We start from the raw sequence: 21,948 nt of genomic DNA on the forward strand, positions 1-21,948 counted from the left end.
ACGCGGATGCTCCTATAAACGGGGTATGTAGATCGGACTGGTGCGTGATGCTCCAGTTCATCTTTTTTATGCCCCGCTAACCCTGACCTGTGCGCGGCGCGACAGCAGTACCGTCAGGCCCAGCCCGCCAATTGAAAGCAGTGAAGCGAAGAAGAAAATCCACGAATAACCCAGCCCCAGAGCAATCGCGCCCATTATCGGTCCGGCGATGGCCAGTGCCAGATCGAAGAACACGGCGTAAGCACTCAGCCCGGCGCTACGGCTGCTGGACGGCACTTGCTTGATCGCTTCGACGCCCAGCGCCGGATAAACCAGCGATAGCCCGAGGCCGGTCAGACCGGCCCCGGTCAAGGCGAATGTCGTGTTGGGCGACACCCAGAGCAGCACCAGTCCCAGAGTTTCGACGCCCATACAGAGAATGGCGGAGGTGAAGCCGCCGAGTCGATTGATCGCGCCGATGAACAACAGCCGCGCGGCGATGAAGCACACACCGAATGCGCTCAGACACCAAGCTGCACCTTCCCAGCCGCGACTGACATAAAACAGGGTGATGAACGTAGTCATCGTGCCGTAGCCAATCGACGCAAGGGTCAGGCTCAGACCGTAGGGGGCAATCCGGCCAAACACCGACCAGAAGGGCAGGCGCTCGCCCTTGATCACGGGGGGCGCCGTTTGTTTGCGGATGACCAGCAATGACAGGGAGGCCATCACCGTCAGCGCGATACCGAGGGTGAAGAAGTCCAGCTCATGGCTCATGAGGTAGCCCAACGGCGCGCCGATGGCGATGGCGCCGTAGGAGGCGATACCGTTCCAGGAAATCGCCCGTGCTGTATGCTCCGGGCCCACCTTGCCGATGCACCAACTGATGCTGCCCACGCCGATCAGGCCTTGCGAGACACCCAGGAACAGCCGGGAGACAATCAGAATAGTCAGGCTGACTTCGGGCAGGTGTTCTAGCAGCGCTGCGGCCAGAGTCAACACGCCGCTGATCGCGATACCGGACATGCCGTACACCACGGCGAGCTTGGTGCCGATGGTGTCGCATATCTTGCCTGCCGTTGGGCGGCTGAGCAGGGTGGCCAGGTATTGGGAGCCGATCACAAGGCCCGCAACGACTGCGCTGAAGCCTAGCTGGTCATGCACATAACCGGGCAACACCGCGATCGGCAAGCCGATACAGAGGAAGGCAACGAACGTGTAGAAAACCACTGAAACGATTTGCAGGGTGATCGTCATGGAGCTGGGCTGTGCAACGGGCGGCGGGGTGGCAACAGACATGGGGCTCTTTCGCTGGCAGGCGGTAGGGAGTGACCACATCATGGCCTCGACCGCAAACAAATGAAAGCATGCTAACGATGTAAAGGCGCAACAATCTGTAAAACAGTAATTGCTGGAACTCTCAAGTGGTCATAGGATGACTGACCACAATCATAAAAACAAAGGATCCTCCTGTGAGCAAACCTCTTCTCATGGCTGCGGCCGTTATCTGCGGATTAAGCATGAACGCCAATGCGTCGACCTTCGCTTATATCTCCAGCCCTGTCGACGGACTGATTTCCCAATACAGTCTGGATGAAGCCAGCGGGAAGCTGAACCTGGTGCAGCAGACAAAGGCAGGAGACATGGTCAATCCAATGGCCATCAGTCCGGACGGGAAAGTGTTGTACGCCGCCTTGCGGGTCAAACCTTTTCAGGTAGTGGGCTTCAGCATTGATCCGAAAAACGGGCACTTGACTGAACTGTCCCGGGGCCCGCTGGCTGAAAGTCTGGCTTATCTGTCGACTGATCGCAGCGGCCGCTTCCTGATGGGGGCTTCTTATGGGGCTGATGCCATTACCGTGCAGGCCATCGACGAAGCGAAAAAGCCCGACGAAAAAATTCAGACCTACAAAACCGGCCCGCACGCCCACTCGGTCCGCACCGATCCCAGCAACCGCTTTGCTTACGCCGGCAACCTCGGTGCTGATCACGTGCTGCAATACCGACTGGACGAAAAGACCGGAGCGCTCGCTCCGATAGGCACTGGTTTTGTCAGCGTTCCCGCGAAAACCGGCCCGCGGCATCTGGCGTTCTCCAGCGACGGCAAGTTTCTGTTTGTCGACGGTGAGATGAGCGGCACCGTCACTGCGTTTTCCATTGACGACAAGACCGGCGCACTGACTCAAGTCGCCCAGGCCAGCGGCATTCCAGAGCGTCTGAAACTGGCCCATGGTGAAGTGCGGGATGCGAGCAACAACGACCTGAAGGATGACCCGACGCCACGCATCTGGGCGGCTGATCTGCGCTTGTCGCCAGACGGCAAGCTGCTGCTCATGACTGAGCGCACCACCAGTTCGGTATCGGCCTTCGCGGTCGATGGTGCAACCGGTGCACTGACCTTTCTCGATAACTACCCGGTGGAAGAGAAACAGCCACGCAACATCGCCTTCTCGCCAAACGGTAAATGGCTATTGGTGACGGGTGAGAAAGCCGACAAGGTGGGTGTTTATGGGGTAGGCGACAAAGGCGCACTGAAGCGCGTCAGTGAGGCCGAGTCGGGTAAGGGCGCGCTGTGGATTGAAGTGCTGCAGATCAAGTAGAGCAGAGCTGGAAATAAAAAAGCCCGGTCAGACTGACCGGGCTTTTTGCGTTTTGAGGCTCTGTGCAAGGTCGCGGAACTGTAGTGATGCCCCGGTAGGAGCGAACTTGTTCGCGATGCGTCATTCCTGTAACAGCCTTACTGCCTGACAATCCGCCTCGCCAACAAGTTGGCTCCTACCGGTTTCGCAAGCTCAGAAATTAAGCAGCCTTATCAGAACACCACACCCTGGCTACGCAGGTAGTCATCGTAGGTGCCGCTGAAGTCGGTTACGCCGTCCGGGCTCAGCTCGATGATGCGGGTGGCCAGTGAGGAAACGAACTCACGGTCATGGCTGACGAAGATCAGCGTGCCCGGATAGTTTTCCAGCGCCAGGTTCAGCGCTTCAATGGATTCCATGTCCAGGTGGTTGGTCGGTTCGTCCATGATCAGTACGTTTGGCTTTTGCAGGATCAGCTTGCCGAACAGCATGCGACCTTGCTCACCACCGGAAATCACCTTCACCGACTTCTGGATCTCGTCGTTGGAGAACAGCATGCGCCCCAAGGTCCCGCGGATCATCTGCTCGCCCTGAGTCCACTGGCCCATCCAGTCAAACAGCGTGACATCGTTTTCGAAGTCGTGAGCGTGATCCTGAGCGTAGTAACCAAGTTCTGCCGCGTCGGTCCACTTGATGCTACCGGCGTCCGGAGTCAGCTCGCTGACCAGGGTGCGAAGCAGGGTGGTCTTGCCGATACCGTTGGGGCCGATGATCGCCACGCGTTCGCCAGCTTCAACCTGGAAGCTGAAGTCCTTGAACAGAGGCTTGCCGTCGAAGCCTTTAGCCATGCGCTCGACGATGACCGCCTGACGGTGCAGCTTCTTGGTTTGTTCGAAACGAATGAACGGGCTGACACGGCTCGAAGGCTTGACTTCGGCCAGCTGGATCTTGTCGATTGCCTTGGCGCGGGAGGTGGCCTGCTTGGCTTTCGAGGCGTTCGCCGAGAAGCGGCTGACGAACGATTGCAACTCGGAAATCTGTGCTTTCTTCTTGGCGTTGTCCGACAGCAGTTGCTCCCGGGACTGGGTCGCCACGGTCATGTACTCGTCGTAGTTGCCCGGGAACAGACGCAGCTCGCCGTAATCCAGGTCAGCCATGTGGGTGCACACGCTGTTCAGGAAGTGACGGTCGTGAGAGATGATGATCATCAGGCTGTTACGCTGGGTCAGGATGTTTTCCAGCCAGCGAATGGTGTTGATGTCCAGGTGGTTGGTCGGTTCGTCGAGCAACAGCACTTCAGGATCGGAGAACAGTGCCTGAGCCAGCAGCACGCGCAGTTTCCAGCCCGGCGAAACTTCGCTCATCGGGCCGTTGTGCTGCTCGATGCCGATACCCAGACCCAGCAGCAATTCACCGGCACGGGATTCGGCGGTATAGCCGTCCATTTCCGCGAATTCGGTTTCCAGTTCGGCGACAGCCATGCCGTCTTCTTCGGTCATTTCCGGCATCGAGTAGATGCGGTCACGCTCTGCCTTGACCTTCCACAGCTCTTCGTGGCCCATGATCACGGTATCGATCACGGTAAATTCTTCGTAGGCGAACTGGTCCTGACGCAATTTACCCAGACGCACATTCGGCTCGAGCATCACTTGCCCACCAGAAGGCTCCAGATCGCCGCCCAGGATCTTCATGAAGGTGGATTTACCGCAGCCGTTGGCGCCGATGAGGCCGTAACGGTTACCGGCACCAAACTTGACCGAGACGTTCTCGAACAAGGGTTTGGCGCCGAACTGCATGGTGATATTCGCTGTGGAGATCAATTACCTTACCTTTCAATTAGTTACGCGGCTCTGGTTTGTGCCTTGGACCAACTCTGGACCAATATTAAGCTTTTCCATCTCACCCCAATCGCCACTTGAGCTAAGCCAGCGCGCATATGTCGAGAGCAGCATCTGGACTGAGTGTCCGAGCTGTTGGGCGATAAAAGAGGGATTCATTCCAGACATTATGCATATTGTCGCATAAGTGTGACGACAGTTGTACGGCGGGCGATGTCGCACCCCCAATTTGATGAGCGTAGGAATCCATTGCTTATGAAGGTCGGAGGTCTGGCGAATGTGCACAGTGTTCTTTGACGGCGGGAAGCAGTACGGAAAGTCCTTTAGCTTGCCTTTCCCATTTTTCCTGCGCTCCAGATAGCATTGTGCAAAGCGAAGAGCATGAATTGCCCGATCGTTCAGCAGTACGTAGCGGTTTTTTCGTGTCTTGGTGCGCTCCTTGATCTCGCCCCGTACGATCACTCTGCATACGCGGGCCTGGCGTTTTTCGAAATCAATCTCGTCCCAACGCAGCGCGATGACTTCCTGAAGTCGCATGCCGGTGAAAAAAGCAAACTCGAAGAACGCCGCATAAATGTGGCTGGGCCAATGCTCGGCAGCGTAAAGGCTGGCGATAATCTGGTTGGCCTCGTCTATGGTCAGTGGGTCAGGATTGGGTGCCTTCCGCTTTGGCATGTCCAGAAGCTCGGCCGGGTTTTTGTCCAGCAGATCCTCGCGAACGGCATCATCCAAAATGGTTTTCAGTTTGGTGATCGCGTTACGCTTCACTCCTTGTGAGAACCAATCAATTTTGCCAATGATGCGCCTGAGCATCATGGTGGTGATGGTGCTGACCGGAGTCAGCACCAAGTGAGGCATCCAGTACAAATTCATGGTGCCAACATAGTTGCTGCGTGCACCTTCCTCGATCTCTCTCCCATCAAGCCAGAGCTGAACGTATTCGCCGAATAGAACTGTCGCATCGGCAGCAATTGCCGAGTCAGGAAACAGCTCGGCGTATTTTTGGTCCGTCATCAAACCGTGCTTGATCAGACCGACTACTTGATCTCTAAAACGGGTGGCAGCCTGGATCCCCGCTTTCGTGGGGGGATACGTGAGCGTTTCGGAGCAACGCTTCCCGTTCCAACTGAACCTGAAACGGAATGTCTCCCCCCTGAGATCAAGCCCGGCGGGGAGACCCATAGACTTTCTAGCCATTCGTCATATCTCCTGACGCTGTAAATGATGTGATTTCCGATCTTGTTCCAGATGCCATTGGGTATCTGTCCGCGACTGCGCCTTGCCTGGAGTGCTTTAACGGTCGTACCGAGGCGGTCGGCCATTTGCTTCTCAGTAAGTTTGTCCGGTTCTGGTAAGTCGCTGATTTTCTGTTGGGCGGCCATGATTGCGTCCTCGTTGGTCTGGAGGCGTGCTGCTCCACGCCGCCCTATGGCGGCAGAAGGGGTTATTCGATTCGGAATACTTCGGCGCGGACTGAGCGCCAGTCTTCATGCGTTTTTACCGGCTCCCTGCCAAACCATCTCTCTGCCTCGTTGGCGAGATCCTCGCGAACCTCACTCCAACCGCCGCCTAGACGCAGTGCCTTGACGCGAATCTGGTCACCCAGCGTGTTGCATTTACCGATTTTTGTAGCCGCGCAAATAAATACCGGCATAGCGAATCCTCGCCCGCCGATCACCGGCAAGCTTGACGTAGGGATAGTGTGATTACACCGGCCGTCATAAATAGCGACGTGCACCGGTCGAATGTTTGTGGTGCGAGGTAAAGCAAGCTTCACTGAATATTGGAGGCCACCAATGGAGTGCTGGCGGCTGGTGAAAAGGATCAAGGAGGAATGATGAGCACCACACAGGAAGGCATTTACTGCCACACACTCGTAGCGGTATTCAGCGCAGCATTCAGGCTGGGTTTCGATCCATATGCCTTGGCGTTACAGGCAAAGATGGAATTGCTCGGTGATGGAGAAAGCGAAGATGGCTCCAATCTCATCGCTTGGGCTGCTGATAGGGTAATAAACGAGTCGCTTTTGGTGGCACGACTTCGATGCCGCTAGCCCTTCAGCTCGTTAAATTGGGGAGTACCCCATGGACGAGCTTGGCATCTGGTCCATTCTGGTATTGGTCGTTGCTGTTCTAATGATTGCGGGCCTGATCGTCATCTTCTTTGTTGACGATTAGGCTTCGCCATTCGGCGTGTCTGGCTGTCAGAGGTTTGAGCATGGTTGCACCTGGTATTCGGTGATGGTGTGCGCCGGGCTGTCGCGAATGCCCAGGCGATCGGCGATGTAGACTTCCAGCTGTGCGCCTTGCGATTTGTCCCAGCCGGGCAGGGTGGCCACGTGGTCGCAGCGAACCATCTGCTCCATGTCGCTGCGCATGCATTCATGCCAAGTGCCACCCTCAGGGTTTAGCTCGACGGTCTGACCGCCGACGCGCAGGCTGGCGGTCATGCTGTGAAAGGTGCAGCCGTTATGCCTGAATGGGCCCCCTGAATTATTTTCAATGAGCATTGTTATACCTCGCGTGCTGTTTAGCTGCTAGCATTGGCCAGCATTGGCTGGAGTAAATAGATGAAGTTTAGCTTTGAACTATTGCTGTGTCTGGGTGTTTTTTTAGCCGGGGTTGTATGGTCGAAACTTATATTCCCCAGTAATTTTTGGTTGGTGAGTAATATCCACGATTTTTTTGAGATTGTTGGGGTTATCTCAACTACGATAGCTGCGATTGTTGCCGTTTCCGCTCTAAATGTCTGGAAGACACAATTTTCGCATACCGAAAAATATCAAGTGGTTCGCGATTTTCATGCCGCATGCCAGGGTGCCTGGAACAGTTATTGGTATGTGGCTGCCGGTTATGATCTGATCGATGAAGTTTGGAAGAATAAACATATTGATAACTGGTTTCACGATCAGTCGGACACCTATAGGGCGGCGGCAAGTGAGAGCAAAAGCAGGATGGAGTCGGCATACTTGGTTTTGAAGCATCATCTGTCTACTGAAGAGGTTGATAGACTCTCAGAAAGCTATTATGAATACATGAATCAGGTTAGCTTCGGCGAATCGGAGATCATTTCTTTCAGTACTCGTTGCGGGGCAATGATCGATGAGCCAATTGATAAGTATGATGAGTATTTTCAGAAGCGAGTCATTCGACTAGAGCTGATCTATAACGCCAGAAGTAATTTATCTGATGCAGCGGATGCTTTACTGGCGAGCTGCGCTAGACCAAAATAAATGATTATATAAAGTCTTCTGTTTAGTCGCCGCAGAAACAGTCGATGTCTTCGGAATAACCGAAGGCATCCATCTGACCTTTATAGTTCTCGGCATACCACGCAAGGTGGGAGTACTTCGGCCGGTCCATGCGAAAGACCTGGTTGAATTTTTCCTCCAGTCCGGACCAGAAGATAACGCGCTCTGGCTCTGCCTGGATGGCCTTGAAAAGCTTGTCCTCTCTCTTTTTCCAGCAGAGATCGCAGTTGCCCAGGTCAGAGTCCATTCCGAGGTCAAAGTCCTGAGCCTCCCAGAAGGCTGCGACATCGTCGTTGATGACTCCCGCGGTGTAGGATGGACAGACACTTTCCCAGCGGGCTCCACCCTTCGCGTTGGCAGCCATCATGCGGTGATACCGGCCGGGCTCATCCTTTCGAATGCCAACCACACAGTCCCAATGGTCGTAGCCCAGAGATAGCATGTGCTTTTCGCCGATCTTGATCTTCAGATAAGCCGTGCACGCATTGTTAGAAAAATTCGGCAGCCACATTGGGAGGCCTTTTTCCTGCCTCCGGTATTCGGCGAAATAGTCGAGCATCATGGAGAATGGTTCGCCGTTGCGGCTGGCGGTTTCAAAGTCGACAAGCTTGTACCACTGTGCATCGTCAGGCTGGCCGTACACACGACACCACTCCATCCACACGACGTTTATTCCCCAGCGTTTTGACATTTGGTCAATAAAAACCAAGGTTTCTTCGCGCTCTTTGCCGGTGTTCTGGAAGAAGAAGTGAACATCAGAAGGCAGATTGAAATCGTGTGCTTCCAGTATTTTCCAAGCCATGTGGCCGCTGGTTCGGCCACCACTGAGCCCGATCTGGGCCGGTCCTGTGATCAGGTAGGGGGTCATTTGCGTCCTCGCCGGTGTGGCGTGATTCGTTGAAGTGGGGTATTTGTGTTGGCCCGGCATGGAGCCGGATTACAGGAGATAAACAATGTTAGAAGATGTGTTTGATCCAAAGGACCAAAGGAATATCATAGATAAGATTGGTGCTTTCGACGTATTCATCATGTTCGCATGGGGCAATGACGGCTCCATTCCTTCCGCGGCTCGCATTGATGTCGCGAATGCCGATAGAAGTAAGCATTTCAACGCTAGCTCCATTCGGGATACATGGAGCAGCTACGAAGATGCGGTCGCCAAAACAAAGAGGTATGCAAAGCTATTCGCTGACGACCTATCTAAGATGAAGCCCGTTTAGTTTTCAGTTTCTAACTAAACAGCTGGTAGTGCGTCATGAAATACATCCATTTGCGTCGCGCCGTCTAACCAAGCGGCATCTATGCGAGATTGCGCTATTTTTGCGTATGCTGTGTTTAACTCGCAAAGAATTGACCGCCGGCCCTCCTGCATCGAAACCAGCGACGTGGTACCGGCCCCGCCGAACGGATCAAGCACTACACCTCCGCGCGGGGCTCCAGCCAGAATGCATGGCCGGATCAGATCGGGCGGGAAGGTTGCGAAGTGGGCACCTTTGAAACTGTGAGTGGACACGGTCCATACGCTTCGCTTGTTGCGCTCCGCGGGCATGATCGCCAATGCGGAATTCATGGAGTCGTTATCCTTGATCCGCCCGCGCTGGCGCTCATCTGAATCGGTGCCATGACCCCAGCCGACGCCGTTTGACTTTCGGGCTACCGCTTTCATGTTGCCGTTGCTCTTGGTACCGCCGTTGGCCCGCTCGCTACCTATTTGCGCCTGAACCTCCTGCGAAAGCCGGGCGTGAGTGTTCGGCGAGCATGGCTCAAGGATCGCGGCCTGGTCGAAGTAGTATTTCTTCGATTTGCTGAGTAGGAAAATGTACTCGTGCGACTTCGTGCACCGATCCCGCACGCTTTCCGGCATCGGATTGGGCTTGTTCCAGATGATGTCCTGACGCAGGTACCAACCATCGTCCTGCAGCGCGAGCGCTAAGCGCCAAGGCATACCCATCAAATCTTTTGGCTTCATACCCATCTCTCGGCCGCGCACGCCGGTACCGGATTTGAAACGGGGATGTTCGTTGATCTGGCGGGCTGACGTGACGCTGCGTCCGGACATCTGGCCGGCGCCTTGAGGCCTGCCTTGCGCGCCCCAACTTCCTGCGTAGCTGTCGCCCATGTTCACCCAGGCCGTGCCGTCGTCCCGCAGCACCCGACGAACTTCACGGAACACTTCCACCAGGCGGGAAATGAATTCAGCCGGTGTTTCCTCCAGCCCGATCTGACCCTCGACACCGTAGTCGCGCAGACCGAAGTAGGGCGGGCTAGTCACACATGTCTGCACTGACTGGTCTGGCAGCGTCCGCATCATCTCGATGCAGTCGCCAACCAGTATCTGGTGGAGCTGACTCATATCGGATTCCAGTTAGGCGCAGCCCTCCCGTTACCGGATGAGGTGGCGCAAGTTGTTGAAGAGGTAATGGGCTATGCTTAAAGCTCAACCCAAAGGAGTGAGTCATGGGCGCAAGCACGGAAGAGGTGTCTAGGTTGGCGTTAAAAGCCGTACTTGCCACCGCTATCAAGCAAGGATTGGAGCTGGAAGCGTTATGCGAGGCATCGATCGATTGGATGCTCAACGACGCAGCCTATGGAGCAGAGGATGTTGCTTGGGCCGTCAGTGAAATTGAGGTGACTGCCGACTCTATTGAATCTGCGTGAAGCAAACTTAAGTCTAAACCCACGAGGGTTCCGACATGACCGACAAGCACGCAATGGAACTGAAGCAGGCGCTCGTTGCTGTATTCGCTACAGCAGCGAGCATGGGTATCGATATCGACGAGCTGTCAGAGCAAGCGGCGAGTGATCTGGCCGATGAGGAAGCAGGGTGGCTCGACCAGTTCAAGCCAGGTGCTGTGCATGAGATTCGATACTGCCGCGACATGGTGAAAGGCTTCGATCTGGTTGATCATTAGCTCAGGCTTTCAGGCAATCTGCCTCCCCTTGGGGCTCCGCTTGCAGGATGCCTTTATGCTGCCCTTATGTGACGAGTAGTGCGGCGGGCGATGCGCACTAGGTGCAGCCAGCCGACTATTGTACGGCATGCTAGCTGCTGTATAGTCAGACATTTCATCGATATTGATTAGACTGGAGCCTTTATTGTGGTTGAACTAAGAGATAGCCGCCTCTCTTCTAAGTATGAAAGCTTACTGTTGAGCCTGAATTATAAAATTTCAAGTGTTGAAGATGACGCAGTATACTTTCATGATAAAGAAGGGTTTATCTATAGACTAGTTTTTGATGAAAAAACACCAACGTATATAGCGGTAGTTTTTGGTATTTCCGGCTTCGTGGATGACATAGATCCTATGAGGCGATTCAATGCCGTTCAGTACGTCAATGAGAATATAAAATGTGTGAAGGTCTATTTTGATGACGAATCTGCGCAGTTTTCTTGCGAGCAGTTTCTGTACGATGTATCCAATTTACAGGATTTTATCGAGGACTCAATTCCAGCCATGCATGTGGCGCTCAAAGAACTTGTAAAAGTTTTACGGTCTGACGACTAGGGGCGCAGTCATGGACGAGCTAGAAAAAAGCAAAAAGCCCCCGTTAGCCTTAGCGGACGCGTCCGCGGGATGTATTGCCGCTGTACTGCTCTATTTCGTGCAGAAAATGCCTGAGAGTAGCGATGCGCGGACACTGTGTCTGTACGCCTCACCAGTCGCAGCTATAATAATTAATAATTTCATCGATATTTCATTGAAGTACTGCAGGTTTGCCTACAGAAAGATGTTGTTGAGATCCCACTACGACAGTCTTTCCGCACAACGTATCGAATATATGAAGGTTGATCATGCCGACGCGGATGTAGTGAATGAGTATAATGAGGCGATAAAGAAAACTCAGATTGCCCTGATAAATACTAGGCTGGTTGACCTGGGTGTGGAGGATGCCGTTAAAAAGCCGAAGAGAACAACTCCCAATCGTAATAATCCGCTGCCGCCGAATTAGTAAAAAAGTTGTGATAAGGGTGGGCGATTTGCTGTGAGCTGATTGCGCTAACATTCTTCGCTGGCCGGGCCACCCAATATCCGGCTATTTATACTGCGTTCGGCTTCTGGTGAAGAGGTGTAACGCAGTGGCTATTTGGTTTGAGTTGGGGTATTACGGGTGACCGGCATGGAGCCGTATGAGGAGTGATTGATGAAAACTCTAGTACCGGTGGGTGGGCTTACTGCCTATTTTCGTGAGCTGGCTTTAGCGGGTGGTTTTGTACTCGCGATTACGTCGCCAACTTTAGAAATCGGGTCGACCTTCAAGTCCGCATATGAGCTTGCTCATATTTCCCAGTCTCATCCTGACTTCTTCGGGATAGGGCCGCATTGGGTTGATTCGGACTCCTCGAACGAATGGAAGGAAAAACCATCTCCCGAAGTCGTCTATTCTGGATATGCCGTTGTGTTCACCCTAATAGCGCAGCTCAAGGAGAGCGGCCGCATGATCGGCGGTTATCGTGATCTCATTCAAGGGCTCGCAGGCTATGAGATCCTTCATGCAAACAACCCGTTAGATGAGCATGGTGTTGGACATTTGATGGTCAAGCTGCCCAGTGACCCCATCGAGCTTGAACAGCTAAAGTCTGTTCTATTGGAGAGGTCCGTGTTGTTCTCGATTGATGATGGCAGTGGATCAATGCACCTCGGAAACACATTTATGGGAAACGGTATCTATTTCGGCCTCTCCTGAGCCTTGGACAACCCGCCACCTAGTCGTTATCTAGTGGCGGATGATAATCCTAAACGATCAGCTCGGGTTGAATGAACCCAGAGCCAGCTTTGCTGCTTCACCGATTTGTGCGTCCAGCACTGACTTGAACTCCTGCGCGATTTCCTCTCGCTGCACATCCTCGCCGACCCAACGCAGCTTCAAAGCTGGTTGCGCGCCGCTGGTAATCACCGAGATACGAAGGATGATTTCGCGAACCGACAGCCCTTCGAACGGCACTACCGTAAAAATCAGTGATGTCGGTAGCGTTTCTTTGCTGGTTGCCTCGATGGCGTCCATGGCGCTGCGGCTGGCGCGGGTCTCGCTGACGGTGTGATCACTTTCCGAAGTGGCCTTCACCGAGATGGTGCGTACGGCTGCGATGGCTTTAACCAGACTGATGTCCTGATTGTCCTGGCCGACGGCTGACAGAGTGCTGTGCCAGTCCTCGATCCAATCGCTCATGTCTTTCTGCGACATGGCCCGGCCGTTGATTGCTTGCACGGCCTGATAACCTGCGGTCGCCTTGAGCTTCAACACGGCCCGGTCGTCTGCATGGCCTGGCACTTCTTCGGTGCCGAGGTTGAACAGCACTGAGCAGGTCATTTCGTCCTGATTGATGAAGCCCTGTGCGTCGGCGACGTTGCGGTCGATGACGTACTTGCTGAAGTCCAGGAGCGAGTTGGTGGAGAAGGTGCCACGGAAGCGGCTACGGCCAGCGCCGAACTGTTCCAGACTGACAATCTTTGCGCCTTCAGGCAGCACGACTGTCGGCGTATTCGTTTCCAGCGCCTTTGCGGAGGCGATCAACGCGGTATCGGTGATCAGTTGTAGAGCTTCTTTCGTAAGGGACATATTTCAGGTCTCGGTGGGGAAGGGTTTGATGCGGGCGATCAGGTGCGCGGCTTGATTGGCGCTTCGTCGCGACTGAACAGTTGGTCATGCTTTTCCTGGAACAACGAGATGCGGCCGCCGCTACCAACATGCATCGGCGTGTCGAGGCTCGTGTTCTCGCTGCGGGTGCCGCGCTTGGTTGGCACCTTGTAGTCGAGCTTGTGCTTGATCTTCACCTGGTGCGATTCGCCGATCTGGGAGAAGTCTAGGGTGATGACCAGCTTTCCGGCCTTGCCATGGTCAACGACCCCGGCGGCTACTTCGGAAAGGGCGTGGCCGATCTGGCTGGCGAAAGCACCGCCGTTCAGTTCTTCGAGAAACTCGGCGGTATCGGTTGCGGTAGACATGGGCATTTCTCCGGAAGGGCCTTTAGCCCGCTGGGTGGGATGGATAATTGAAGGGAGCGGCGTCGATGGTTGGCGCGATGTTGCAGGCGTCTCATGCAGCGACCTTCGCCTGATGCCATGCACCGGCCGCGTAGAACAGACTTGCCGCCTGCGCCTCGTCCAGTGAAACCTGAGCCGGTATAGCGATCCACCCCGACGCCACCAGGTGGTTGGGATTGCAGCTACCGCGCAGCTCGAGGTAGTAGTGCTCGATGGCATCTGTCAGGTGCTCGACCTTGTAGATACCCTCGGGCGATATCTCCACCGACTTGACGTACTCAACGCCGCGCTCGTCCCTACACATGGCGCTGATGTAGATCGTCCAGCGGTAGGAGAAGTCGAAGAGGGCGTTGGCGATCGCCAGACTGCGGATCTGCTTGTGGCTTTTCCAGTTCACCATGATCTGCAGGCCACTGGGATCGATGTTCACGACGGCGACGTGGTTTGTGTTGAGCAGGGCCCGGCAACTGCGCTCTGCCCGTGCGAAACAGTTATTGGCTTTGCGCCGTTTCATATGGAGGCCGCCATCTTGCGCAGCGTGCCTCGCTCAGTGCGGCTGAGCGCTGGCTTCTTCCGCTTGAGCACCGTCTCAGGATCGATGGTGCTTTTTCGGACTGGGGGCAGCGGGTGGTCCGGAACGCCCGGGCCGATCTGCATCTGACCGCCAGATGCGAAGAAGGCAGCTTTCGCCGCCTCCAGTTGAGATTGCCGTTGGTTGGCGGCAAGGATGAAGTTGTCTGTCATGGTCAATCCTCCAGTCGTTGGGCTTGCGCCCGTGCCTTATCCGCGACTTCGTCAACCATCCTCCCAAGCTCCAGGTTGAACTGGACCAGCTCTTGGTGGAGCATCGCGATGTACTCGTCATCTCGTCTGATGGTTTCGATATAGAGGCGGCAGTCCTCATCCTGGCGTGGGTCGAATGACAGAAAGTCCCACCATTCCCTGCCCGTGATGAACATGCAGCCCTGAACCTGCGGCTTGTGTTCATCGGGCATTCCTTCGAGCCAGGTGCGGACGTGGACGGCCTCATTGAAAGGGCATTTCGACTCAATACCCCCGTCCTCGCCAATCAACCCGTCCGGCGAGCAGCCCAGCCAGTCGTACTTCGGATGAACTAAGAAGCCCGACTTGATGACGGTATTCCCTGTCAGGATTTCGTAAAAGTCGTGACTGGACTGCTCAACCTCAGTACCCCAGGCCATCGACTTGCTGCTGACTGAATGCTTCGATCTGTTGGCGAGGCGCTCAAAGGCCAACTCGCGCATGTAGGTAGTGCGGGCGGCAAGAGGTTTGCGCTTGCCGTGTTTGTCACGATCACCCCAAGCGATGACATCCTTGAACCTGCTTGCTGTCAGGCGTCCGCTGCGGTCTTGGTGCCATTGCTCTGTTCGCTGAAGGTCAACTGCGGCGTTCATTGCGCATCGCCTTGCAGATCGCTTCCGGACGTAACGTCAGAGCCTTCTTTGAGTGTCGTGAACTCCGCATCGATCGTCTGGGCAATCGATTTCAGTTCACCGTGACGAGTCACGCCAATAGCGCCGCGCTGCTGCGGTTTCAGCGCCTTCCAAGCCTTTTCGTAACCATCAATTCCTTGCTCTTGAGCGATCTGTTTTAGCTGCTCGAACAAGTCTGCGGTTGCGTCGGTAGTGTCACCCTGAGGGACTGAGGCGGCACCCACGTCTGCTGGCTTTTCGTTGGTAGATCTCGGAGTGACGTCTGTTTCCGGAAGCGTATAGCCATCGTCTAACTCATCGCGGGTATACACGCCTAAAATCACGTCAGGGCAATACAGGCGAGCCCATTTTTTAAGGGCCAGATATGCTATTTGTTGCTTCGGATCGTCCGCCCAGAGTGTCGAGTTCCGGGTTCGCGCCTGAGTCATCAAGGTGGTCAGTTCACGTGGGGAGTCCTCACCCACAAAAGTCGCCCATATGCGGACGCCCAGACCCTTTTCGTCGTTTATGTTCCAGTTTGGGACGCGGTACTTCTTCGGCTGCCCATGGTCGTCCATTTGCTTTTTGCTTTCGATCTCACGGAAATTGCCAATGATCTTTTCCCAGTCTCCAAACCATTCGTAATGGATTCGATCAAGTGTCGGCGCTCGCGTGGTGATGACCGCATTCACCAGCTGTGCTTCATAGCTCAGCTGGCCACCGTTGACGATGAAAGTCTTTTGCGCCACCTGGAATGGGTTCATGCCCCATTGCATGGACTGCATGATTACGGCCATGCAGTCGGCAGTGTTGCCGTGGAAGTGCTTCGGGAGGGTGGTTTTCCCGCCCGCCATGATGCCCGCGAGCTCTGTCATTGACTGCATGCTGTCGCGATTGAGGATTAGCCCCGTGGGGCTGGTGTCCGTTTGCACGGTGGCGATCTGGGTTTGAGCGTTCATTACTTACTCCATAGCCGACGACTTTGGTCGGCCTCCGGGGTGATTTCAGGATTGATCAGAAGGACAGGGTGCGCAGCCAGGCCGACGCCTCGTCAGTGGTGACGCAGAAGGCCATGGCCACCACCTCGACCACATCGTCGGCGCTCGGCATGTTTGAATCAGTGACTTCGTTCGTTGTTGGAGCTGGGTCAACTTGCGCCTGAGCCGCGGACGCTGTGTCGGCTGTCGCGGGAGCCGCGAGGTTCGTAGTGGAAACGGGGGCGGGTGTAGCAGCCAGCGCACGCAAGCGAGCCAGCTCTTCCTGGTCACGCTGATACTGCGCGTCTCGTTCGCGCTGCAGGCGTTGTTGCTCTTCCTGCTGCTCACGCTGTTGCCGCTGCTGTGCCTCCATGTCTCGGCGTTGTTGGTCCAGCTCTTCCTGCTGCTTCTTCAAGCGCTGGCGATCTTCCTCGGCGCGTTGCTTACGCAGCTCTTCGGCTTGAGCGTCGGCGATGCGTTGTTTTTCGCGCAGCTCATCCAATTCTTTCTGCTGAGCCAGCAGCTTGGAAGCAGCGTCTTCCCGCTCAACCGCAGACCTGTGCAGCGTTTCCAGCTGCTCGATTGCATTGTCGCGAGCGATAGTTCCTTCTGCTTCGAACTCGCCATACTCCTCGGGCAGGATCACCGACTCCTTCACACTTTGAAGGATGGTCGCGACATCGGCGGCGCTCCTGCTTGCATAGGCAGCAGCGACAGAGCTGAAGCGCGTGATTTTTACCCGGATGGCTTCGACGCGTTCAGCCTCGACGCGCTCACGCTCGGCCTTGATGGCGGCGATGCGTTTCTCTTCGGCCTTGATCGCTTCGTCTACAGGCTCTTCAATTGCCAAAACGCGAGTCCTGAGCGTCTCGCCGAACTCCTTAACCTGGTTGACGCGCGCTTGTGCTTCTTTAACCTTCTGCTGGTACGGGACCAGCGCGGTTTTGGTGGTTTTATCCAAGGCGTAGCGAACGTCGCGAATATCGACGCGGACCTCCTTCGCATTCGCCAGCCCTTCGCTGGTCGAGCAGTCAACAACCAGCTTTGCGTATGTGGTTTCCAGGCGAACGATCTGCTCTTCGTGCGGGCGGTATTCAGCGATGTCGGTGACAGCTGCAGCCGGGCCTACCGGATTACTTTCTACCTTGTCGACGGTTTCGCCGATCTCCAGGGGTTCCTGAGCGAGCTTTTGTTTAGCATTGGCAGACATGACAATTCCTTGCCGCGCTATACGCAGCCTGTTTGATTGGAAAGGGGATTTGATTCTGAGCGCCGCGAACTGCGCCGCCTGCGTCTTTGACGGCTGTTTGATCAGCCGGTGATGTGCCCGGCGTAAGCGCTGGCGAGCATCCAGATGGTTGAACCCGTGATGGCGATGGCTGAGCCTCGCCAGATGTAGATGCGACGGGCGCGCTGCAAGCTGGTCATCCCCAGCCCTTTATCGGTCGACGCTTCAGCCAGTCCGCTTTGATCGGGTAGGGCAGATCGGCGACACGCATGCCGCGGGGCGGGGTGAAAGTGCCGCGCACTTGAGCGGGCTTGGCGCGCGCATCAAGCTCTTCGACCTGCTCGTCGATCAGCGACTTCACAATTGGCTGACTCATGCGCACCTCCGCATTCTTGAGAGCAGCTCTTCATTTGCTCGAGCCCGGATAAACATCAGGCACTGGGTGTAGCGCGTGTGATCTTTGCAATCTATTGCGCTGAGCGCATACGCCATTTCCACCGCCATCTGCGTTTCACAGTGCAGGCTGTAGTCGTCGGCGTTTTCAATCAGCTTCTGAATGCGCGAGTCGATCATGCCGACCGCAATTTCGTACTTGGTCACGCGGCACCTCCTTTTGGTGGGCAGATCAGCTCCATCTGAGCGATACATGCCTGGATGTTTGCTTTCAGCTTCAACCGACAATCTAGCTCGCGTTCGCGGCGGGCTGTGCGGTCGATAGGGTTGTCGTAGTCGTGGGCGAACTCGTCGTAGCTAGGCTTTTCGTTGCCCCACTCATCACGGCTGCGGACAGACGCCCGGCCTTGGGCGCTGTCCTGATAACGCTCAAGGTCGAAGTCGGGCATGGTCGCCTCTGTGGGTTGGGATCAAATCCACTCGCTCAGCCCTCGGCCGCTCGCTATTGCCGGTGGGCGCAAGGGGAGGACTGACGGGTGGATTCGGGAAGAGGAGAACAGATGGCCGGAGCTGATCCCGGCATGACTATTAGCGGCCTTAGTGACACCGGAGTTTCACCGGGGCGAAGGTTTCAGCCGCTTATTCTTGGACTCGCCGTGGCCATCTGGGCGCTTACTCACTTTACCGGCCACGATTCCCGCGATCCCTCAGGTCTTAAACTCGCCCGTCAGCCCGGGCATTCATCTGCTTTGTTGAGTTGATGCAGGGGGCCGCCTTCGCGGTGTGTACTCATCCGCATCGGCCTGCAATCTCAGAGGGCGAACCCTCAGCCCGCCGTATTGGCTGCCCCGTGACAGGCTGACGGGGAACCGGGATTCACGNGATTGCAGGCCGATGCACTCTCTCTGAGAGGATCGGGCAATTTATGCGGTTGCCTTGAGGATTGCCGCATCGGCGACGGCAAGCGCTGCGTGGTACTTGTCGAGGTGCGCAGCGCCAAGCCGTGCAAGACCTACAAGATTCGTCAGCGCTTCAAGCAGCTCTTCTGATGCTGCCATCATCTTGGCCCGCCGCAGCGCCTCGTCACGAGTGATTTCGCAATCACGAATGGTCGGGTGTGCGTCGCGCTGAATTACCAACGCCACGCCCTGGTATGACAGGTGCCGATCTGTATTGATGATCCGGTACCCACCAGTTACTTCCGTAGTGTCGACTTCAAGAGCCATTGTCTTTTTCTCCGTTGATTTCCAATGTCGCCTCATACAGGCGGCATCAGTAAATCGCACGCACAAAAAAGCCCGAGCGGATCGGGCTATTTGTTATGCAGGGCGTGCTCAAAAAACTACAGCGAACTTCACCATGCACCGAACCAGATGCCAGTTCCATGCACCGCAGCGACCGGGAAGAAAATTGCTCCGGCAATCAGGAACCCCCAACTTGCTGTCTTGAAGCAAACAACTACGTGGGTAAGCCAAGATGCTACGAGCCAAATCATCAGTGCAATGGAGAATATGCCTTTCATGTGAATTCCTTTTAAGAAGAACCAGAAATCATATCATTTTGATTGCATTCCTTTGGAGCAGCGAAATGCCGATCTAGTGAAAACCAGAGAATTGGTTTCCCGTCAGCCCCTCGTGAGAAGGGCTGCCAGTGAAATCATCAAGAAACCTGCTGCAGCACTTCGCGGCTGAATGCGTGAATATTTATGTGGGCGCATACCGTCATGGCCTTGCGCTGATTGATGTGACTGCGCATCGCCAGATCTGCCAAGCCAGCAGGCTCAGCCTCCAGCGCAGCGAATGCCTCTTCTACACCGCCGAACCACTTCTCCAGCAGCCTGGCGCACGATGCAGCCGCCTCATTAACCACTTCATCACTTGCTTCAAAATTTGACGCGCTCATCTCTTCTGCTCCGTTCGATTTTCCAGATGCCCCTGTCTCCAAGGGCACCGAGAAAATCTGTTCTCCACCACGCGCATCGCCGGATTCGTATCTCTGGCCGTCGTCACACATTTCGTGTCCGGTGTTCTTCTTCGGCTGGCTTGCGTGGTTTCGCGTACTCACATCTGGTAAGCACGGCCAGTCCCAGAGCTGGCATGGCATCGACTATTTATTGCTCGCACTTACCAGGTGATTCCCGGGGTAGTCCATGGCGAGGGTCTTAAGCTGTTAAAGAGCGGGCGGGTCTTTTCAGTCCCTGTCGCTGTGTCGCTGCGATGGGTGAACTATCACGCAATGTGTTTATTTCGTCAACACGAAATGTGATTTATTTGAAAATAAACACACCACGTGTGATTTCTTGGGATTAGCTTTCGGGCTGTTTACCTCGGGAAAAGGGTTCGCTATCCTCCGCAGAACTGGATGCATGTACAGTTATGGGAGGAAAGCATGGGAAGCGCGAGCGCAGCAGAGAGAGTTGAGATGTCCGGGATAGAGCGGCTGAGCCTGAGGGTCTCCGAGATGATCAATCATCCTGTCGCACAGATTCAGCGCTGGGTGACTATCCATCGCCTGGATACAGATGGCGATCGGGAGTGGGAGGAGGTGATGGGAGTGCTAGCAGCTACGGACGAGTTGGATTTGACGTTCGAGGACGATGGCGCGGTGACTGTGAGGTGGGAACCGATATCGCTTGAAGATCGCCCGATTGAAGCTGTCGAGGATAGGGAAGAGGAGTCCGCGCCTTTCTGATCAGGCGTAAACAGCCCTCGATTGGGGAGCGGTCAAAGGCCTGATACTGATAGATTTCTGATTACGACCGAGGGTGTTAAAAAGCCGCGAAGGGGTGGATGAAAAAGCCCGGCGCTTGGCCGGGCGAAATTATTCAAAGATATCGATATGACTGAGGAGCACTAATGTTATCGCCATAGTCGCATAAATTAATTGGGGTTCGGTATTTGGTAACCTCACCGACTTTTATCGCAAATGCTTTTTCGCGCCCTGAAAAGTACTCACTATAGAAGTCCTTGCTAATCCCGGCATGGTTTTTTGTAGCTTTCCAAACGCTAGATGGTGACCCCTCTATCACACCGTCTATCGAAAATTCTCCAACAATCTTCCCTACTGGCATTGTCACATAGACAATTACTTTGGATATATTCTCTCTTTTGAATATGTTCTTTCTGAACTCAAAAAGCTTCTCGCCTTGAAAGATCTTATCCGCGAACTCTGGTTTAATTGATAATAAGACGTTCATCGGGGGACCCCATTTTAATAATTTCATCAAACTGCTTGCGTGAGAGACCGATACAGCTCCATCGCAAGCTTTCATCTATCCCTGCTTCGTCGATAAGCTTACCGCGATTAGGGCGCTTTGGAAAAGCAATATTGTACGTGAATCTGACTATAAATTGATTGGTTTTTTTGTTGTAAAAGTCAATGAGTTCTTCTTCAGGAAAGACACTGTGCGGCTTGCAATAACGTAGATAATCTTCAAGATTTGTGAAGTCGGCCATATGCTTGGTTTCTTCTACTACACAAACGGAGCTAGCAACGGCGCGAAATCGCGCAGCCCCGGCGCCATCCCCCGTCCTATAGATTACTAAAGCATCACCACGTTTCATTGAGGCTACGCCTGGCATATTACAAAGGTAAACCTTATGTATGCTGTTGGTGTGCGATACATCTCTTACAATTAATGCGGCGTCTTCATTTCTCAAGATTGAGTCCGGGAACAGAATCGAGTGAAACTCAGGTTTGACTGCCAGTAGATGGATTTTGTTTCCGGTCAGGTTGACTGTAGGATAGTCAAGGACTGGATCACCAGTGTTTGAGGGTATTGTTTTTTTGTATACTAGTTCTTCCCCGTTGTCGGTGGTTTTGCTTCCGTGTCGAACGAATCCATATTTTTCCAACAGAGCGATGAGGCCTATATGCCGCTCGAATACAGTGACATAAGCATCATCTGCTTTGTGAAGAATCAAATGATCAAATATTTTTTTGAGAAAGCGCTCCCCAAGTTTGGTCCCGTGTGCATTGATTTTCAGTGTGCCAATTTTCAAGTGCGTTCCATCTGGAAGTGCCGGATGGACGTCATCGATAATGCCTTTCTCAAGTTTTAAATACAAGAAGCCATCAAGCTTGCCGTCGTCGCTGGTAAATACGTACGCCCTAGAGCCTTCTGCGCTTTTCTTTGAAAACCATGTTGGCAGCTCTTGGTAATCATTTTTTAATGAGTCAAAAAAAGGGTCGTTAAAATTGATTTCGGAAAACTTACTATATTGAAGGTTCATACGTTCATCCCTGATTAATTTGATTTGATTTGAGTTTTCAACGACAGATGTCAAA

At 54.3% G+C, this 21,948-nt stretch carries 32 protein-coding genes; 10 read left to right on the forward strand and 22 right to left on the reverse strand.

All coding sequences use genetic code 11. From position 1 onward, the window contains the following. Positions 1 to 66: 66 nt before the first annotated feature. Positions 67 to 1,278 carry an MFS transporter gene (locus AO242_RS12120; protein WP_099268844.1) on the reverse strand — a complete coding sequence of 404 codons (1,212 nt, stop codon included), beginning with the start codon at positions 1,276 to 1,278 and terminating at the stop codon, positions 67 to 69. A 173-nt stretch (positions 1,279 to 1,451) separates the two neighbouring features. Between AO242_RS12120 and AO242_RS12125 the strand changes: the two genes are divergently transcribed. Further along, entirely contained in the window at positions 1,452 to 2,579 is a 1,128-nt protein-coding gene (locus AO242_RS12125) for a lactonase family protein (protein WP_176560611.1), read from the forward strand. Between the two features lie 212 nt (positions 2,580 to 2,791). Here AO242_RS12125 and AO242_RS12130 read toward each other — a convergent pair whose 3' ends face one another. The 3 genes from AO242_RS12130 to AO242_RS12140 form a co-directional block, all read right to left on the reverse strand. After that, the gene (locus AO242_RS12130; RefSeq protein ID WP_099268846.1) at positions 2,792 to 4,378 is read right to left on the reverse strand and encodes an ABC-F family ATPase; all 1,587 of its coding nucleotides are present in this window, start codon (positions 4,376 to 4,378) and stop codon (positions 2,792 to 2,794) included. 12 nt (positions 4,379 to 4,390) lie between these two features. Further along, positions 4,391 to 5,593: a tyrosine-type recombinase/integrase gene (locus tag AO242_RS12135; protein WP_099268847.1), complete on the reverse strand. Its 1,203-nt coding sequence runs from the start codon at positions 5,591 to 5,593 to the stop codon at positions 4,391 to 4,393. A gap of 247 nt (positions 5,594 to 5,840) precedes the next feature. Further along, the gene (locus tag AO242_RS12140) at positions 5,841 to 6,050 is read right to left on the reverse strand and encodes a hypothetical protein (RefSeq protein ID WP_099268848.1); all 210 of its coding nucleotides are present in this window, start codon (positions 6,048 to 6,050) and stop codon (positions 5,841 to 5,843) included. Between the two features lie 183 nt (positions 6,051 to 6,233). Here AO242_RS12140 and AO242_RS12145 point away from each other — a divergent pair, with 183 nt between their 5' ends. Then, the gene (locus AO242_RS12145) at positions 6,234 to 6,449 is read left to right on the forward strand and encodes a hypothetical protein (protein WP_099268849.1); all 216 of its coding nucleotides are present in this window, start codon (positions 6,234 to 6,236) and stop codon (positions 6,447 to 6,449) included. Positions 6,450 to 6,599: 150 nt separating this feature from the next. On the opposite strand, the gene AO242_RS12150 is transcribed toward AO242_RS12145, so the two are convergent. Continuing rightward, complete coding sequence (locus AO242_RS12150) at positions 6,600 to 6,905, reverse strand: DUF4406 domain-containing protein (protein WP_099268850.1); 306 nt, start codon at positions 6,903 to 6,905, stop codon at positions 6,600 to 6,602. Between the two features lie 60 nt (positions 6,906 to 6,965). Between AO242_RS12150 and AO242_RS12155 the strand changes: the two genes are divergently transcribed. Beyond that, a complete protein-coding gene (locus AO242_RS12155; RefSeq protein ID WP_099268851.1) occupies positions 6,966 to 7,628 on the forward strand; it encodes a hypothetical protein in 663 nt (220 codons plus the stop codon). A gap of 22 nt (positions 7,629 to 7,650) precedes the next feature. Here AO242_RS12155 and AO242_RS12160 read toward each other — a convergent pair whose 3' ends face one another. After that, positions 7,651 to 8,514, reverse strand: a complete 864-nt coding sequence (locus AO242_RS12160; RefSeq protein WP_099268852.1) for a hypothetical protein — start codon at positions 8,512 to 8,514, stop codon at positions 7,651 to 7,653. Between the two features lie 85 nt (positions 8,515 to 8,599). Between AO242_RS12160 and AO242_RS12165 the strand changes: the two genes are divergently transcribed. Then, positions 8,600 to 8,866, forward strand: coding sequence for a hypothetical protein (locus AO242_RS12165; RefSeq protein WP_099268853.1), 267 nt, complete (start codon positions 8,600 to 8,602; stop codon positions 8,864 to 8,866). A gap of 14 nt (positions 8,867 to 8,880) precedes the next feature. Here the strand turns inward: AO242_RS12165 and AO242_RS12170 are convergent, their stop codons facing one another. Next, a complete protein-coding gene (locus AO242_RS12170) occupies positions 8,881 to 9,999 on the reverse strand; it encodes a DNA-methyltransferase (protein WP_099268854.1) in 1,119 nt (372 codons plus the stop codon). Between the two features lie 104 nt (positions 10,000 to 10,103). On the opposite strand from AO242_RS12170, the gene AO242_RS12175 reads away from it, so the two are divergent. The 5 genes from AO242_RS12175 (at position 10,104) to AO242_RS12195 (ending at position 12,332) form a co-directional block, all read left to right on the forward strand. After that, a complete protein-coding gene (locus AO242_RS12175; RefSeq protein ID WP_099268855.1) occupies positions 10,104 to 10,304 on the forward strand; it encodes a hypothetical protein in 201 nt (66 codons plus the stop codon). A gap of 35 nt (positions 10,305 to 10,339) precedes the next feature. After that, entirely contained in the window at positions 10,340 to 10,558 is a 219-nt protein-coding gene (locus tag AO242_RS12180; RefSeq protein WP_099268856.1) for a hypothetical protein, read from the forward strand. 186 nt (positions 10,559 to 10,744) lie between these two features. Next, positions 10,745 to 11,152, forward strand: a complete 408-nt coding sequence (locus tag AO242_RS12185) for a hypothetical protein (RefSeq protein WP_099268857.1) — start codon at positions 10,745 to 10,747, stop codon at positions 11,150 to 11,152. A gap of 10 nt (positions 11,153 to 11,162) precedes the next feature. Continuing rightward, the gene (locus AO242_RS12190) at positions 11,163 to 11,597 is read left to right on the forward strand and encodes a hypothetical protein (RefSeq protein ID WP_099268858.1); all 435 of its coding nucleotides are present in this window, start codon (positions 11,163 to 11,165) and stop codon (positions 11,595 to 11,597) included. A 192-nt stretch (positions 11,598 to 11,789) separates the two neighbouring features. After that, entirely contained in the window at positions 11,790 to 12,332 is a 543-nt protein-coding gene (locus AO242_RS12195; RefSeq protein ID WP_099268859.1) for a hypothetical protein, read from the forward strand. Between the two features lie 57 nt (positions 12,333 to 12,389). Here the strand turns inward: AO242_RS12195 and AO242_RS12200 are convergent, their stop codons facing one another. The 13 genes from AO242_RS12200 to AO242_RS12255 form a co-directional block, all read right to left on the reverse strand. Next, the gene (locus tag AO242_RS12200; RefSeq protein ID WP_099268860.1) at positions 12,390 to 13,205 is read right to left on the reverse strand and encodes a YfdQ family protein; all 816 of its coding nucleotides are present in this window, start codon (positions 13,203 to 13,205) and stop codon (positions 12,390 to 12,392) included. A gap of 38 nt (positions 13,206 to 13,243) precedes the next feature. Then, positions 13,244 to 13,591, reverse strand: a complete 348-nt coding sequence (locus tag AO242_RS12205; RefSeq protein WP_099268861.1) for a hypothetical protein — start codon at positions 13,589 to 13,591, stop codon at positions 13,244 to 13,246. Positions 13,592 to 13,682: 91 nt separating this feature from the next. Next, complete coding sequence (locus AO242_RS12210; protein ID WP_099268862.1) at positions 13,683 to 14,144, reverse strand: hypothetical protein; 462 nt, start codon at positions 14,142 to 14,144, stop codon at positions 13,683 to 13,685. Continuing rightward, positions 14,141 to 14,374 carry a hypothetical protein gene (locus AO242_RS12215; RefSeq protein WP_099268863.1) on the reverse strand — a complete coding sequence of 78 codons (234 nt, stop codon included), beginning with the start codon at positions 14,372 to 14,374 and terminating at the stop codon, positions 14,141 to 14,143. Before AO242_RS12215 ends, AO242_RS12210 begins: the two co-directional genes overlap by 4 nt. Positions 14,375 to 14,376: 2 nt before the next feature. Further along, the gene (locus tag AO242_RS12220) at positions 14,377 to 15,045 is read right to left on the reverse strand and encodes a lambda exonuclease family protein (protein WP_099268864.1); all 669 of its coding nucleotides are present in this window, start codon (positions 15,043 to 15,045) and stop codon (positions 14,377 to 14,379) included. Then, positions 15,042 to 16,022: a RecT family recombinase gene (locus AO242_RS12225; RefSeq protein WP_099268865.1), complete on the reverse strand. Its 981-nt coding sequence runs from the start codon at positions 16,020 to 16,022 to the stop codon at positions 15,042 to 15,044. Before AO242_RS12225 ends, AO242_RS12220 begins: the two co-directional genes overlap by 4 nt. 55 nt (positions 16,023 to 16,077) lie before the next feature. After that, complete coding sequence (locus AO242_RS12230; protein ID WP_257153420.1) at positions 16,078 to 17,250, reverse strand: hypothetical protein; 1,173 nt, start codon at positions 17,248 to 17,250, stop codon at positions 16,078 to 16,080. A gap of 214 nt (positions 17,251 to 17,464) precedes the next feature. Further along, the gene (locus AO242_RS12235) at positions 17,465 to 17,644 is read right to left on the reverse strand and encodes a hypothetical protein (RefSeq protein ID WP_099268866.1); all 180 of its coding nucleotides are present in this window, start codon (positions 17,642 to 17,644) and stop codon (positions 17,465 to 17,467) included. Beyond that, entirely contained in the window at positions 17,641 to 17,868 is a 228-nt protein-coding gene (locus tag AO242_RS12240; RefSeq protein WP_099268867.1) for a hypothetical protein, read from the reverse strand. The genes AO242_RS12235 and AO242_RS12240 overlap by 4 nt, the downstream gene beginning before the upstream one ends. Further along, positions 17,865 to 18,110, reverse strand: a complete 246-nt coding sequence (locus AO242_RS12245; RefSeq protein WP_099268868.1) for a hypothetical protein — start codon at positions 18,108 to 18,110, stop codon at positions 17,865 to 17,867. The genes AO242_RS12240 and AO242_RS12245 overlap by 4 nt, the downstream gene beginning before the upstream one ends. A 474-nt stretch (positions 18,111 to 18,584) precedes the next feature. Next, complete coding sequence (locus tag AO242_RS12250; protein WP_099268869.1) at positions 18,585 to 18,887, reverse strand: hypothetical protein; 303 nt, start codon at positions 18,885 to 18,887, stop codon at positions 18,585 to 18,587. 128 nt (positions 18,888 to 19,015) lie between these two features. Then, on the reverse strand, positions 19,016 to 19,183 hold the full coding sequence (locus AO242_RS29415; protein ID WP_176560612.1) for a hypothetical protein: 168 nt from the start codon (positions 19,181 to 19,183) through the stop codon (positions 19,016 to 19,018). A gap of 137 nt (positions 19,184 to 19,320) precedes the next feature. Beyond that, entirely contained in the window at positions 19,321 to 19,674 is a 354-nt protein-coding gene (locus AO242_RS12255) for a hypothetical protein (protein ID WP_141562212.1), read from the reverse strand. A 375-nt stretch (positions 19,675 to 20,049) separates the two neighbouring features. Here AO242_RS12255 and AO242_RS12260 point away from each other — a divergent pair, with 375 nt between their 5' ends. Next, positions 20,050 to 20,352 (forward strand): DUF1654 domain-containing protein, encoded by a 303-nt coding sequence (locus AO242_RS12260; protein ID WP_099268972.1) that lies wholly within the window; start codon positions 20,050 to 20,052, stop codon positions 20,350 to 20,352. A gap of 133 nt (positions 20,353 to 20,485) precedes the next feature. Here the strand turns inward: AO242_RS12260 and AO242_RS12265 are convergent, their stop codons facing one another. Beyond that, on the reverse strand, positions 20,486 to 20,857 hold the full coding sequence (locus AO242_RS12265; RefSeq protein ID WP_099268871.1) for an ASCH domain-containing protein: 372 nt from the start codon (positions 20,855 to 20,857) through the stop codon (positions 20,486 to 20,488). Beyond that, positions 20,835 to 21,893 (reverse strand): N-acetyltransferase, encoded by a 1,059-nt coding sequence (locus tag AO242_RS12270; protein ID WP_099268872.1) that lies wholly within the window; start codon positions 21,891 to 21,893, stop codon positions 20,835 to 20,837. Before AO242_RS12270 ends, AO242_RS12265 begins: the two co-directional genes overlap by 23 nt. Positions 21,894 to 21,948: the final 55 nt, after the last annotated feature.

Origin of the sequence: Pseudomonas sp. ICMP 561 (assembly GCF_002699985.1) — a bacterium.
GTDB classification, from domain to species: Bacteria; Pseudomonadota; Gammaproteobacteria; order Pseudomonadales; family Pseudomonadaceae; genus Aquipseudomonas; species Aquipseudomonas quasicaspiana.

Excerpts from the sequence above, each read along its gene's own strand:
- AO242_RS12150 (WP_099268850.1), bottom strand. The coding sequence starts at position 6,905 with ATGCTCATTGAAAATAATTCAGGGGGCCCATTCAGGCATAACGGCTGC.
- AO242_RS12135 (WP_099268847.1), bottom strand. The coding sequence starts at position 5,593 with ATGGCTAGAAAGTCTATGGGTCTCCCCGCCGGGCTTGATCTCAGGGGG.
- AO242_RS12175 (WP_099268855.1), top strand. The coding sequence starts at position 10,104 with ATGGGCGCAAGCACGGAAGAGGTGTCTAGGTTGGCGTTAAAAGCCGTA.
- AO242_RS12265 (WP_099268871.1), bottom strand. The coding sequence starts at position 20,857 with ATGAACGTCTTATTATCAATTAAACCAGAGTTCGCGGATAAGATCTTT.
- AO242_RS12260 (WP_099268972.1), top strand. The coding sequence starts at position 20,050 with ATGGGAAGCGCGAGCGCAGCAGAGAGAGTTGAGATGTCCGGGATAGAG.
- AO242_RS12165 (WP_099268853.1), top strand. The coding sequence starts at position 8,600 with ATGTTAGAAGATGTGTTTGATCCAAAGGACCAAAGGAATATCATAGAT.
- AO242_RS12215 (WP_099268863.1), bottom strand. The coding sequence starts at position 14,374 with ATGACAGACAACTTCATCCTTGCCGCCAACCAACGGCAATCTCAACTG.
- AO242_RS29415 (WP_176560612.1), bottom strand. The coding sequence starts at position 19,183 with ATGAAAGGCATATTCTCCATTGCACTGATGATTTGGCTCGTAGCATCT.
- AO242_RS12235 (WP_099268866.1), bottom strand. The coding sequence starts at position 17,644 with ATGAGTCAGCCAATTGTGAAGTCGCTGATCGACGAGCAGGTCGAAGAG.
- AO242_RS12160 (WP_099268852.1), bottom strand. The coding sequence starts at position 8,514 with ATGACCCCCTACCTGATCACAGGACCGGCCCAGATCGGGCTCAGTGGT.
- AO242_RS12205 (WP_099268861.1), bottom strand. The coding sequence starts at position 13,591 with ATGTCTACCGCAACCGATACCGCCGAGTTTCTCGAAGAACTGAACGGC.
- AO242_RS12220 (WP_099268864.1), bottom strand. The coding sequence starts at position 15,045 with ATGAACGCCGCAGTTGACCTTCAGCGAACAGAGCAATGGCACCAAGAC.
- AO242_RS12270 (WP_099268872.1), bottom strand. The coding sequence starts at position 21,893 with ATGAACCTTCAATATAGTAAGTTTTCCGAAATCAATTTTAACGACCCT.
- AO242_RS12155 (WP_099268851.1), top strand. The coding sequence starts at position 6,966 with ATGAAGTTTAGCTTTGAACTATTGCTGTGTCTGGGTGTTTTTTTAGCC.
- AO242_RS12200 (WP_099268860.1), bottom strand. The coding sequence starts at position 13,205 with ATGTCCCTTACGAAAGAAGCTCTACAACTGATCACCGATACCGCGTTG.
- AO242_RS12210 (WP_099268862.1), bottom strand. The coding sequence starts at position 14,144 with ATGAAACGGCGCAAAGCCAATAACTGTTTCGCACGGGCAGAGCGCAGT.
- AO242_RS12225 (WP_099268865.1), bottom strand. The coding sequence starts at position 16,022 with ATGAACGCTCAAACCCAGATCGCCACCGTGCAAACGGACACCAGCCCC.
- AO242_RS12245 (WP_099268868.1), bottom strand. The coding sequence starts at position 18,110 with ATGCCCGACTTCGACCTTGAGCGTTATCAGGACAGCGCCCAAGGCCGG.
- AO242_RS12230 (WP_257153420.1), bottom strand. The coding sequence starts at position 17,250 with ATGTCTGCCAATGCTAAACAAAAGCTCGCTCAGGAACCCCTGGAGATC.
- AO242_RS12255 (WP_141562212.1), bottom strand. The coding sequence starts at position 19,674 with ATGTGTGACGACGGCCAGAGATACGAATCCGGCGATGCGCGTGGTGGA.
- AO242_RS12180 (WP_099268856.1), top strand. The coding sequence starts at position 10,340 with ATGACCGACAAGCACGCAATGGAACTGAAGCAGGCGCTCGTTGCTGTA.
- AO242_RS12140 (WP_099268848.1), bottom strand. The coding sequence starts at position 6,050 with ATGCCGGTATTTATTTGCGCGGCTACAAAAATCGGTAAATGCAACACG.
- AO242_RS12250 (WP_099268869.1), bottom strand. The coding sequence starts at position 18,887 with ATGGCTCTTGAAGTCGACACTACGGAAGTAACTGGTGGGTACCGGATC.
- AO242_RS12145 (WP_099268849.1), top strand. The coding sequence starts at position 6,234 with ATGAGCACCACACAGGAAGGCATTTACTGCCACACACTCGTAGCGGTA.
- AO242_RS12190 (WP_099268858.1), top strand. The coding sequence starts at position 11,163 with ATGGACGAGCTAGAAAAAAGCAAAAAGCCCCCGTTAGCCTTAGCGGAC.
- AO242_RS12120 (WP_099268844.1), bottom strand. The coding sequence starts at position 1,278 with ATGTCTGTTGCCACCCCGCCGCCCGTTGCACAGCCCAGCTCCATGACG.
- AO242_RS12195 (WP_099268859.1), top strand. The coding sequence starts at position 11,790 with ATGAAAACTCTAGTACCGGTGGGTGGGCTTACTGCCTATTTTCGTGAG.
- AO242_RS12170 (WP_099268854.1), bottom strand. The coding sequence starts at position 9,999 with ATGAGTCAGCTCCACCAGATACTGGTTGGCGACTGCATCGAGATGATG.